Origin of the sequence: Clostridium aciditolerans (assembly GCF_016316925.1) — a bacterium.
In the GTDB taxonomy this organism is placed as follows: domain Bacteria; phylum Bacillota; class Clostridia; order Clostridiales; family Clostridiaceae; genus Clostridium_AM; species Clostridium_AM aciditolerans.
In genome coordinates this window covers 255870-269256 of sequence record NZ_JAEEGB010000026.1, presented here as the reverse complement: position 1 = coordinate 269256, position 13387 = coordinate 255870, and the positions used below count along the sequence as shown (strand labels likewise).

General features: G+C 30.4%; 9 protein-coding genes. 7 read left to right on the top strand and 2 right to left on the bottom strand.

From position 1 onward, the window contains the following. The first annotated feature begins 86 nt into the window (after positions 1-86). A complete protein-coding gene (locus tag I6U51_RS17985; protein WP_211143938.1) occupies positions 87-1343 on the top strand; it encodes a 4Fe-4S dicluster domain-containing protein in 1257 nt (418 codons plus the stop codon). Between the two features lie 26 nt (positions 1344-1369). Next, positions 1370-3328 carry a bifunctional metallophosphatase/5'-nucleotidase gene (locus I6U51_RS17980; RefSeq protein ID WP_211143937.1) on the top strand — a complete coding sequence of 653 codons (1959 nt, stop codon included), beginning with the start codon at positions 1370-1372 and terminating at the stop codon, positions 3326-3328. 106 nt (positions 3329-3434) lie between these two features. Here I6U51_RS17980 and I6U51_RS17975 read toward each other — a convergent pair whose 3' ends face one another. Then, on the bottom strand, positions 3435-4370 hold the full coding sequence (locus I6U51_RS17975) for a Rossmann-fold NAD(P)-binding domain-containing protein (protein ID WP_211143936.1): 936 nt from the start codon (positions 4368-4370) through the stop codon (positions 3435-3437). 413 nt (positions 4371-4783) lie between these two features. Between I6U51_RS17975 and I6U51_RS17970 the strand changes: the two genes are divergently transcribed. The 5 genes from I6U51_RS17970 to I6U51_RS17950 all read left to right on the top strand — a co-directional run bounded on the left by I6U51_RS17970 (position 4784) and on the right by I6U51_RS17950 (position 11624). After that, positions 4784-5167: a BlaI/MecI/CopY family transcriptional regulator gene (locus I6U51_RS17970; RefSeq protein WP_211143935.1), complete on the top strand. Its 384-nt coding sequence runs from the start codon at positions 4784-4786 to the stop codon at positions 5165-5167. Between the two features lie 5 nt (positions 5168-5172). Further along, entirely contained in the window at positions 5173-6918 is a 1746-nt protein-coding gene (locus I6U51_RS17965) for a M56 family metallopeptidase (protein WP_211143934.1), read from the top strand. Between the two features lie 152 nt (positions 6919-7070). Further along, on the top strand, positions 7071-7799 hold the full coding sequence (locus I6U51_RS17960; RefSeq protein WP_211143933.1) for a hypothetical protein: 729 nt from the start codon (positions 7071-7073) through the stop codon (positions 7797-7799). Positions 7800-8239: 440 nt separating this feature from the next. Then, the gene (locus I6U51_RS17955) at positions 8240-10771 is read left to right on the top strand and encodes an EAL domain-containing protein (RefSeq protein WP_246517430.1); all 2532 of its coding nucleotides are present in this window, start codon (positions 8240-8242) and stop codon (positions 10769-10771) included. A gap of 28 nt (positions 10772-10799) precedes the next feature. Further along, on the top strand, positions 10800-11624 hold the full coding sequence (locus I6U51_RS17950) for a pseudouridine synthase (RefSeq protein ID WP_211143932.1): 825 nt from the start codon (positions 10800-10802) through the stop codon (positions 11622-11624). A 777-nt stretch (positions 11625-12401) separates the two neighbouring features. Here the strand turns inward: I6U51_RS17950 and I6U51_RS17945 are convergent. Further along, positions 12402-13283, bottom strand: coding sequence for an AraC family transcriptional regulator (locus I6U51_RS17945; protein WP_211143931.1), 882 nt, complete (start codon positions 13281-13283; stop codon positions 12402-12404). Positions 13284-13387 lie beyond the last annotated feature (104 nt).

Here is a 13387-nt window from a genome sequence, read left to right as displayed (position 1 = left end):
ATTAGAGCAAACAGGCATATCAATAAGAAAAAAAGGCAAAATAATTCAACTGACATAGTAATAATTTAGAGAAGGGCTGTGAGAATGTGTCACATATTTCGAATAGAGAAGCCTATAAGAGGTTAGAGGAAAGAATTAATAGATTTCCACAGGGAGCACCGCCATCAAAAACATTATATAAGATATTAAGCATGCTCTTTACTGAAAAAGAGGCAGAGCTTGTAGCAATGCTCCCTATTAAGCCCTTTACAGTTAAAACTGCAAGTCATATTTGGAAAATGGATGAAGTTCAAACTGAAAGCATTCTCCAAAAGCTTGCTTCGAGAGCTATACTTTTAGATGTTGATTATGATGGTAAAAAAGAGTACTGCCTTCCGCCTCCAATGATTGGTTTTTTTGAGTTTTCTCTTATGAGAACTAGAGATGATATTGATCAAAAGACTTTATCAGAACTTTATTTTCAATATTTAAATGTAGAAGAGGACTTCATTAAAGATTTATTTTTGGGTACTGAAACAAGGTTTGGAAAAGTTTTTGTACAGGAGGGTGTTCTTTCAAATCAAAATCAACTAGAGATAATGGATTATGATAGAGCTAGTAATGTAATTAAAAATGCCAAATTTATAACTGCGAGTATGTGCTTTTGCAGACATAAGATGGAGCACCTAGGGAAAGCCTGTAGTGCTCCAATGGATGTTTGTTTAACCTTTGGAGACAGTGCATATACCCTAAGTAAACATGGCTATGGTAGAGCAATAGAGGCAGCCGAAGGTTTGGAAATATTAAATATGGCATATGATTATAATTTAGTACAATGCGGCGAGAATGTTAGGGATGGATCAGTATTTCTTTGCAACTGTTGTGGTTGCTGCTGTGAAGGTATGCGGGCAATTAAACAATTTGGGTACTTAAATCCTATTCAGACTACTGCATTTCTTCCACAAGTTGTAGAGGATAGCTGTATAGGCTGCGGCAAATGCTCAAGGGCATGTCCTATAGATGCTATAAAGGTTGATCCTCTATCTAAAAAAGCCAAAGTTGATGAAAATATATGCCTTGGCTGTGGTATATGTGTTAGAAACTGTCATAAAAAAAGCATATATCTTAAGCATAGAGAAAAGGAGATAATAACTCCAGCTAATACAACTCACAGGATAGTGCTGCAAGCTATTGAAAAAGGTCAGCTTCAGGAGCTCATTTTCGATAATAAGGCATTGTCTAGTCATAGAGCTATGGCAGCAGTTTTGTCAGCTATTTTAAAGCTTACGCCTATTAAGCGAGCTATGGCAAGCAAACAAATGAAATCAATATACTTAGATAAATTATTAAGTAAAAAATATTAATAATTAAGCATCGATGGAGGTATACTTTGAAAAATCATTTAGAGAAATTTTTGAGAATAATTTGTGTGGGACTTGTAATTACAATTATACAACCCTCTAATGTAATTAAAGTTTTTGCAGAAGAAAATGAAAAAAACTTGACTATACTTTTTACCCATGATATGCACGATCACTTTCTTCCTTCTAAGGTTAAACAAGATGATAAAATTTTGCAATTAGGTGGATATGCGCAGTTGAAGAGCGCTATAGATGCCGAAAAGGAAAGAGATCCAAATTCTATATTAATAGATGCAGGAGATTTTTCTATGGGAACACTTTTTCAATCCATATATGCTAGTGATGCTCCCCAGCTTAGAATATTAGGGGAGCTAGGTTATGATGTTACAACTCTTGGAAACCATGAATTCGATTTTAGATCGGAAGGAGTTACTAAAAGCTTAAAGGCTGCAGTTAAAAGTGGTGATAAGTTACCACAAATTGTACAAGCTAACATGACATTCCCAAAAGACAAGAATGGAAATTTAACTGAATCACTTTCAAATTTGAAAGAAGCTGCTAAAGAGTATGGTGTAAAAGATTATACTGTAATAGAACGTGATGGTATCAAAATTGGTGTTTTCGGTTTAATGGGAAAAGATGCAGCCTCCGATGCACCTATGTCTGAGGTTAAGTTTACTGATGCTGCTAAAAATGCCAAAAGAGTAGTTAATATCTTAAAACAAAAAGAAAAGGTAGACCTTATTATTTGTCTATCACATTCTGGTACAAACAAAGATAAGTCAAAATCTGAGGATGAAATATTAGCAAAAAAGGTTCCAGAAATTGATGTTATAATAAGTGGACATACCCATTCAAAATTAACAGAGCCTATTGTGATTGGAAACACTATAATTGCTTCATGTGGAAAATATGCTGAAAACTTAGGTGTTATGAAAATTTCACAAAATGCAAAAAAACGTTGGAAACTTAATAGCTATAATCTTAAGCAAATAGATTCTAATCTAGTAGAAGATGCTAATATTTCCAATAAAATAAGAAGTTTTAAAAGTTTAGTACAGCAGAAATATTTAAATAATTTTGGATTAAAATTTGATGAAGTGTTAGCAAAAACGGATTTTAATTTTACAGCTTCATCAGAAATAGGCAGTAAACAAGGAGAAGAGCCTTTGGGAAATCTTATTAGTGATGCTTATAGGTATGCTGTACGGAAAGCAGAAGGTTTAAATTATGATCCTGTTGATGTTGCTATTGTGCCATCAGGTACAATACGAGAGTCATTTGTAAAAGGTGACATTACTGTAGCGGATGTTTTTGCTGTAAGTTCTTTAGGAATAGGTAAAGATGGCATTGCAGGCTATCCTTTAACTTCCGCTTATTTAACGGGTAAAGAGTTAAAGACGCTTTGTGAGATAGATGCATCTATTTCACCAATAATGAGCGGTACACAACTCTATATGTCAGGTATTAGCTATACTTTTAATCCTAATAGAATGATTTTTAATAGAGTTACAAATGCCGTACTACAAAAATCAGATGGTACATATGAGAAAATAGATGACAAAAAATTATATCGTGTTGTGGCAGGTTTATATTCTGCTCAGATGCTTTCAGTTGTAGGACAAAAGTCTTTTGGATTATTAAAAATTGTTTCTAAAACTAAAGATGGTAAGCCTATCACTGATTTTGAAGCTCAGATTATTAATGATAATATTAGTGGTCATAATAATGAAATAAAGGAATGGACAGCAATTGCAGAATATCTTAAGTCCTTTGTTAAGATAGAGGGTGTTTCAAGGATTCCTGATTATTACAATAATCTTCAAGGCAGAAAGATTGTTGATAATAATAAAAGTATTTATGCATTACTTAGTCATCCCAATAATATTGCCTTAGGAGTTTATGCTGTTGTTACAGTTATAGGATGCTTAATTATTTTTACGATTATAAGATTATTAAATGGAAGTATTTATAAACAGTTAAAATAGTGTTTATTCTATAAAATATTAAAATAGTCAATGTGTATGTTAAAAAACAGAAACTAGAGTATCTAAATTAGTATTATAGATACTCTAGTTTCTGTTTATAGGGATTCTATTTCATTACTAAGTCTTTAAATATTTTAACATCTTTTTTATAAACATTTTCGCTAAAAGCTTTACTTATTTTTGAACTAACTTGCCTAAATAAAATTGAAGGTGAATTATTTACTACGTAATAGTAAACGTTACCCTTTTTATATATTGGGTCATTTAGTGAAGTATTTACACTTCCTTCAATTGCTTTACCTGCATTTGCTGCTGCATCAATTATTAAACAGTTTTTCTTTAATCTTTTTTGATCATCTAGAGTTAATATGTGCAAACCATCCTTATCTAACTCGATGCCGTTTATTATAATATCAAACTTATGACAAGAGTTTATGAACTCATCCATAGTCTTTCTATAAAATAGCGTAATATTATTGCTAAATTTAGAAATAGCACAAAATGCTCCTTGAGACACATTACCTGATCCTAGTATGGCAATGTTGGTATTGCTATTAGGAATATCACCAAAGTTAAGTAAAGCGTGTAGAGTAGAAGAATAACCAGCGATAAAACTGTTATCTTTTACGAAGTTTGGTCTAATCCAGTCGATTCTTTTAGCTGTGTTTTTGTAATAAACAGTAGGATGTACGTTGTCTAGATCCACTATAATTAAATCTTTAATATTAGCTTGCTCTTCCATGAATTTTTTTCCGGATCCGAATGGATGGGTCCAGCCAATTATCATCTGGTTTTTCCTTAAGTATTTATAATCTTCTTCGCCAATGAGTTTTAGAGAAAATATCGCATCACAATTTAAAAAGATTTCTTCTCGAGATGCAATTTTGCAGCCTACTGCTTCATAACTTTCATCACTTATACCTAAGCTCATTCCAAAATTATGCTCTATTATAAGTTCGTTATTAAAATTATCTACATGTTCAGGCAATAAAGCTACCCGGCGTTCGTTAGGAAAACTTGGAATTATAAAACCTAATTTCATATTTGTATACCTCCCATCTTAATTTAGTGAAATTTTGTTATAAAATTTATTTGATATTCATAAATAAATTTTTGATAGTAGGTTCTACACTCTAACCTTAAAAAAACCAACAACTTGATTATAATATAAAGTTGTTGGTTTGTAAAGAATATTCTATTCCTATAGTATTTACGCCTATATTCAATTTATTCATTATCCAGGTAGTAGGTAATAAGATCATATTTTTCTAGTATTTTAATCTCCAGTAAATTTAAATATAATAATTTATGCGTCAAGTTTATTTTCTATGCTCCAATAGTAAATGTTTATTGTCTAATAAAAATGTAAAAATAATACAAATTTATATTGACTATTTCCGATTACAGTTGTAAACTTAAATTATAAATTACAATTGTAATCGGAGGAGGGTAATAATGTGTAAAATTCCTAAGATATCAAATGCTGAATGGGAAGTAATGAAAATAATATGGAACAATCCCCAAATTACAGCAGTGAGCATTATACAGGTACTAAAGAATAAATGTGAATGGAAACCAGCTACAGTTAAAAGTCTAATAAACAGATTATTAAATAAAAAAGTAATTGGGTTTAATAAATCAGGTAATGAATATTTTTATTTTCCTTTGATATCAGAAGATGAATGTATAAAATTAGAAAGCCAATCATTTCTAGATAGGGTATTCAATGGCTCTATGAAATCTATGTTATTGACCTTTGTTGAATCGAAAGAAATATCTGAAAGGGATATAGAAGAACTAAAAAGCATACTGAACCAATCAAATAAAAAGAAAGGTTGATGTATATGGATTTTATAAATATTTTCGAGACCGTTGTACTTTCATCTTTAATTGGCAGCCTAATTGTACTGATGATATTAATTATCAAAGGGATATTCAAAAATAAGTTGAATTGTACCTTTCATTATTATATATGGATCATATTATTGATAAAACTAATAGTTCCCTTTGGTCCAAAAACCTCATTAAATCTTTCTAATATGTATCAAAAATTTAATTTACAGAACACTGTAAAAGAAACACAAATCAAATCGCCACAACAACTTGAAAATACTGATTTGGATACTTCAGTATCAATAAGCACTTTTCAGCCCTCAAACCAAAATGTAATTAGCAAAGCTATCAACATACCTTCAAAAAACAAAGTTAATATTGAGAAAGCCTTATGTTTTGCATGGATATTTGGAGTTTTATTGTTGATAGGAGTAATAGCTGCAGGACATAAAAGACTTGGAGAAATTATTAGAGCTTCTATAAAAGATATAGACAGTACCCATAAAGAAATTCTATATAACTGTATGAATTCTATGAACATAACAACTGAGTTAGAAATATTATATTCTCCTAAAATAAGCACTCCCTCTTTATGTGGATTCATTAAACCGAAGATATTAATCCCAGTCAGTATAGCAGACAATGTTTCTGATGAAGAATTTAAGTATATATTAATGCACGAGCTGTCTCACTTGAAAAACAAGGACATAATTCTAAATTGGGTTATAACTTCATTGTCTGTGATCTACTGGTTCAATCCAATCTTGTTGTATGGCTTTCATAAGATGAAACAGGACTGTGAATTTTCCTGTGATGCTCAAGTAATTTCACGTTTAAGGGAAGGTGAAAATCTTCAATATGGAAATGCAATAATAAGAGTACTAGAGCTAGGTGGAAGCAGCAGGAGACTTGTAGGCACTACTTCAATGGTTATGAATAGTTCGGAAATAAAGAGGAGGATTATTATGATTTCAAAGTATAAGAAAATAAATATTAAGAGTTTATTATTAGGAGTTATAATTATCGTTATTATAGGCGGATTAGGTATTGCCGTAAATATTTCAAACATAAGTTCACATAAAAATAGTTCTAAGGTTGAAGCATCACAAGTAGAAGTGCCAGCAGTCACTACTAAAAGTAAAGTTAATAACACATCTGATGGGAACTTGTTAGCTAGTATAAAAGCACTACCAAATGATAACACAAAGCCTTTAGAACCCTTTTCAGCAGACATAGTAATTTACAATAGCCATCCTGAGGAAACTTACCCATCTGGTATAAAGGTAACTGATATAGGCGCATTAATCAATGATAAACTGGTTAAGGAAGGCCTAAAGAGTAGGTTCATCCAGTGTCCAATACCTAAAGAATATGTAAAATCATATGAAAGCTCCCGCGATCTAATAACAAAGAATGTAAAAAATTATTCTAATACAATTCTTTTAGATATACATCGAGATTCATTTGGTGATAATTATATTGATAAGATACAATTTGTCCTTGCTAAAAGCAGTCCACATTATGAAACTAACCAAAAATTTGCTGATCTTCTTTCAGGAAATATTAAAAGCTTAAACCATGTTAAAACAGATATGGTGTTTTATAACAAAGGGATGTTATATTTCAATCAAGATTTATCTAGCAAATCAGTATATATTGGAATTGGAAACGATAAATCCACCGATGCTGATGTTGAAAAATATGTAGATGCTCTCGTTTTAGCATTAAAGAATATTCAAAAGGGTTCCTCCAACTAACAGTACAGAAGACTTGTCTAGTTACAATATATTAACAATGTATCTATAAAGTTGTCACTAAGCTGTCACAAATCATGGATATGATATATATAAGTTAATTATTAAATTCCATCAAACATCAAAATTCAATTTAACTTTTGGAGGTCGTTAAAATGGTAAAAAGAAATATCAAAGTAATGGCAGCTTTAGCTCTTGTAGTATCATTAGGTTCAGGATTTGTTACAGTTCATGCAGCTGCACCATCTAATAATACAGCAGCTAATAATTCAACTAAGATAGAACATAAGATGAAGAATAAAAAAGAGGGTGCTAACCCAATCTACTCAGTATTAGAAAGTAAATTAGGATTTACAAAAGCACAAATACAAGATGCTGCAAAGTCTGGAAAGACAGCCTTTGATTTAGCTAGTCAAAAAGGTGTCACTGCAGATCAGCTTAGATCTATGATTGTTGATGCTCAATCACAAAATATAGATCAGATGGTTAGCAAGGGCAAGCTTACACAAGATAAAGCTAATACTATGAAAGCTAACTTAAAAACTAAGATGCAAAACTGGAATGGAAGTTTAAAGCAGAAAGAACATAAAGAAGGACATTCTAACCCAATATATTCAATATTAGAAAGTAAATTAGGATTTACAAAAGCACAAATACAAGATGCTGCAAAGTCTGGAAAGACAGCCTTTGATCTAGCTAGTCAAAAAGGTGTCACTGCAGACCAGCTTAGATCTATGATTGTTGATGCTCAATCACAAAATATAGATCAGATGGTTAGCAAGGGCAAACTTACACAAGATAAAGCTAATACTATGAAGGCTAACTTAAAAACTAAGATGCAAAACTGGAATGGAAGCTTAGGACATAAAAAGGATGTAAAATAAATTAGTATAAGTAATAAACTCAAAAGAGGACTTATTAATAGGCCCTCTTTTGAGTTTATTTTGATTGTAGGCTTATAAGTCCGAAAGTTAACTTATATACATTCACTCTACTAATCCTCAAGTCTAACCTTTTATTATCTCAAGGTCCTCTTATATGGAGTCGAAAAAACTCTTGAATTGATTTTCAATAAAGAATAAAATAAAATTATGGGAAAATGTGTAGAAAAAGTGAATATAGAAATTACATTTATGCAATCTAAAGAATTTTCACATTCCTTTCTAATAGTAGATACGTCCCCGGATTCTTACAAAAGCACTTGCTTTTGCGGAATGTCTAAGTGTTCCAGAAATCTTTTGTTTCACTTTAGCTATAGTCAGATGAAAGTACAGAAAAAGTAGAAGTCAAGGAGGGAGAAGCTATAAATAATTCAAAATATCAAATGAAAAATACTGTAGTAAATAAATATAAATTAATTTATATGCCATTGGTCATTGGATTGCTCGCCATCCTTACAATAAGTACAATCAGTTATTATAAAAGTAAAAATTTGATGTTAGAACAGATGAAACAAAATGGAGTAAGCCTTGCTAAGCAAGCTATTCTACAGGTGGAGGAAAATGCTATTTCATTAGAAATTATTAATAAAATGATAGAAGAAAAAATTAGAGTAGTTGGAAAAGTTGCAATGATGGATCAAAAAAATTTAAGTAATGATTTATTGAAAAAAATCGCAAAGGATCTAGGAGTAGATGAAATATACTGGTATTCCCCAGAAGGTATGATTATTTATTCAAATATTGATGCCTATTTAGGTTGGAAAGCATTAAAAGGCCATCCTGTAGAAAACTTTAGAATAAGTGGGAAAAATGAATTGATGGAAGGAATAAGAAAGGATACAGAATCAGATAATTATAATAAGTATGGATACTTAAGAAATGCTGATGGGAGTTTTATCCAAATAGGTATAAGAGCCAATGAAGTGGAAAGCCTCACACGTAAATTTAATAGCCAAGCTTTAGTTGAAAAATTGGCTCAAGAAGAAAATGTTGTTCATGTGTTTTGTGTTGACAAAAATTTAAAAACTATTGCAGATTCAAATATAAAAGATGTAGGCATTATATATGATAAGAATAAAGAAAAAGAAATGCAAGAGGCATTAGAGGGGAAGATCCCTACGAAAGACTCCTATTACGAAAAAGTAGATACAAAGGCATTAACAATATATGTTCCTGTGGCTCAGAATGGAGAAATCAGTAACGTTCTTGTACTAAGCCTTTCTACGGAAAAAGTTTATTACTCCATTTCTATGCTTTTTATAAAATGTTCTATTATAGCTATTATTATGATTTTGATGCTTTTATGGGTTAAAAATAAAAATATTATAAAGCCAGCAAAGCGATTAGATCAATATATTAATCAAATTGATATAGAAAAAAATATAAAATATAGACTACCTTTAGTAGAAGATGATACTTTTTTCGGAATAGCTTCCTCCATAAACGGCATATTGGATAAGACATCTAGTTATTTTTATCAACTAAAAGAACATCAAGAAGAATTGGAGGCCTCAAACGAAGAAATATCAGCAACCTATCAGCAATTAGCAGCATCAGATGAAGAGCTGAGAGCTCAATACGATGAGATACAAAGCTATACAGAAAAATTAGAAGGTTTAAAGGAAAAATTGGAGCACATTGCTTACCATGATTCTTTAACAGACCTACCGAATCGAAGAAAATTCATAAAAAAACTAGAAGAAGAGATAAGTAAAGATAAATCTGGTGCGGTGATGCTGTTAGATCTTGATAACTTCAAAGGAATTAATGATACTCTAGGTCATAGCTATGGCGATAAAGTATTAAAAAAAGTGGCAGAGGAGCTTGAAAATATCAAAAATGAAAAAATGTTTGTATCAAGATTTGGTGGAGATGAATTTTTTGTTTTAATCGAAGGCGAAAATGATGTTGCTGAAATTGAAAATTATGCTAAACAGATAACAAATATATTTAAAAATAAGCTAATAATTGAAGGGGAGGAAATCTATATAAGCTGTAGTATGGGGATTACTCTATATCCTTTTGATAGCCGTGAAGTTACTCAATTGCTTATGAATGCGGATATGGCTATGTATAAAGTAAAGAATGCAGGAAAAAATAACTATATGTTTTTTAATGAAACAATGACAGAAAAATTACGGGAAAAGCTTAAAGTAGAAAGAATTTTAAGAGAGGCTATAAAAAAAGATGAATTGAAACTATTATATCAGCCACAAGTATGTACATTTACAGGAAAAGTTGTTGGCTTCGAAGCTCTTTTAAGACTAAAAAATAGTTCTATATCCCCAGGGCAGTTTATACCAGTAGCAGAAGAAATGGGGATAATTATAGAAATTGGAAGATGGGTAACGAAGGAGGCAATCAATCAAATAAGCATATGGAAAAAGAAGGGGTTAGATATAAAGCCTATTGCCATTAATTTTTCTGCAAAACAATTAAATGACTTAAATTATATAGAGTTTCTAGAAAATACATTAAAAGAAGCGAAGGTAGAAGCTAAGTATATAGATATAGAAATTACGGAAAGTATATTTTTAGAAAAAAAAGAAGAAACCATAGTATTTGTTAATCAATTAAAGGCATTAGGGGTAAAAATTGCACTAGATGATTTTGGTACAGGCTACTCCTCCCTCAGTTATTTAACCTTTTTACCAGTAGATAAAATAAAGTTAGATAAGTCTTTAAACGACAAGTTTTTAGAATTAGAAAACATAAAAGTAATGGGCAGTTTAGTTTCTCTTGCCAACAGCTTAAATCTAGAAGTAGTAGCAGAAGGCATAGAAGATGTAGCACAATATAAACGTTTGAAAGTAGCGGGCTGCAACTACATTCAGGGATATCTTTTTAGTAAACCATTAGAGGTTGAGGAAGCAGAAAAAATATATCATGATAATTTTTTAGGCAAGATTCATTGATTTTTGAAAGAAAGAGAAGTAATAAAATATGAGATTAGATAAATTTTTAGCAGAATCATCCATTGGGAGGAGGAAAATTGTTAGGACTTATATTAAAGAAGGTATGGTTAAGGTAAATGGAGAGGTGATAACAGAGCCTGCAATAGAAATTAAAGAGAGTTCTGATATCATTGAGTATCTTGATAAAGTAGTTGCTTATACTGGAAAAGTATATTATATGTTTAATAAACCTGCTGGCTGTATTACTGCGAGAAAGGATACAGTTAATAAAACAGTATTTGATTTTTTTGATAATGTTAACATGAATGGAGTATTCCATGTTGGAAGATTAGACAAGGATACAGAAGGATTATTGTTACTTACCAACGATGGTGAATTTGAACATCAATTGATGTACCCACAAAAACATGTTGAAAAAACTTATTTTTTCTGGGCTTTGGGTTCTTTAGAGGAGGAAGATAGGAAGCAATTAGAGCAAGGAATTTACATTGGAAAAGGTGAAATACTAACGAAACCTGCAAAAATAGAAGTGCAAAAATGTGGGATGTATAAAGACTTTAAACATGAAATTCCTATAGATACTCTATATAATATAGATTCAAAGCATTATAACCAGCCCGTTGTTTCTGGGTATCTTACTATTTCAGAAGGACGTAAGCACCAAGTGAAGCGTATGTTAAAGGCAGTAGGTTGTTATGTGGTGTATTTAAAGAGGGTTTCCATTGGTGAATTGATGTTAGACGAATCATTGGAAAAAGGTCAGTATCGATTCTTGACAGAAATGGAAATTCAAAAGCTATTGGGAGAATGTGACCAAGTAAAAATAAATATTCGAAATATATTGACAATTTAGATACGTGGAATTATAATAATATCAAGATAACTAAATTAGTTATTAAAAAATATTAACCGAAAACATACTTTTAGTTTTTAAAGTAGCTATTTTTAAACTGAAAGTAAATATAAAAGAAGAGAGGTGAGTCCACCAAAACAGTAGGTAACCCAAATGTGTGATTAAGTTAATTTTTAAGTCAAGATCTCAAATTAAATTTATTTTTGAAAAAATTTTGACTCAGTAATTTTAGTTCTTAGTTTAGATTAAAATTATATGTCCTTTGTTTATTTAAATGTTCAATAGTTATTCTAAGTTTAATAAGTTTAGTTTAAAGGATTCAAGTTAGAAAGAGTATGAAAATAGTCAGTAAGTTTTAAATTTAAACCAATAAGAATTAAGTATGAATAATTATAGAAATTTTTCTTACTATAGTGAGGATTGAGTTACAAAGTTAATTAATCAAGTTAAATTGAAAGATTTAGATGTCACATTTAGGAAAAGTGTTTAAGGTGATTATTATTTGAAAAATAGTTTTGTAAAAGGATAGAAACCAGAGTACCTAAATTAGTATTATAGGTAATCTGGTTTCTGTTTTGCTTTGATCAACATATTGTTTAGCATTTCCATTGCTTTATGTGCTCACGCAAATAGTCAATATATAGAAAATAATTATGTTAATTGCACAATAAATTCTATGGCCTCTAATTTTAGATATAACTCAAATTATTTGAGCAATTTACTTAAAAATACAAATACCCTTTTGTAAAGTTGAAGCTTTCTCGATTTTTATAAGCTTTAGATATCCTCTATTGGCTGATATACATATAATTCACAGTAGTTATCCTTTGACATAGATGAATCTATATATTCAAACCTAAAGGTATCAGCAAATTTATAACCTGATTTAAAAATCCATTTAGAGTATAATTGTACTAATAGTCGTCCAACATGTCTACCATTAATATCATCGGGACTAAAGAAACCAACAAAACGGAACACAACGTATTTATGAGTGGGTATAGAAATGCCTACCATTCCTTCTGGTATTCTAGTCAAATCAGGTACCTGTACACTTGGAATATAATATATAAATCCATTACTACTCCAGTCCGTGTATCCAAAATACACTTGTGGATTTATGATATCATGTATTTTATCTTTATGATTATAAAAGAAATCCCTTCCGTATGCATTTGCAGTTTTATCACCGGACTTGCTTAATATCTTATGCTTAATTCCAATTAAATTGAATTTTTGTTTAAATACAAAATGTGGCTTATAAGTAATTGAATTTCCGAGTGATAAAATATCATTAGGATTGATTTTCTCTTTAATTATTAAACTTAACGAAGTTTGATCTGACCTTACTTTTAGCGGGGTGGACCCAAAGTTCTTTTTAAAAGCTCTTATATAGGATTGTTCATAGTCAAAGCCGTAATTTAAAGCAATATCTATAACCCTCATATTAGTATTAATGAGTTCATTAATGCTTGAGGTTAATTTTCGTGATTGAGCATATTCAATAATAGACTCTCCTGTTAAAGATTTAAAGGATCTATGTAGATAATATTTTGATATTCCAGTATGTAAGGATATATCATCCAAAGAAATCTTATTGTATAGATTATTCTCAATGTAATCTATAGATGTAATGATAGCTTCTTTTAAGTCTTTCATATTTTAAACACCTTTTCTTATTAATAGTTATTTAATTAAAAGCAATATCTGTTCATTTTAATTAATATATTCTATTACAATTATATTCAAAGGCGATATTTAAT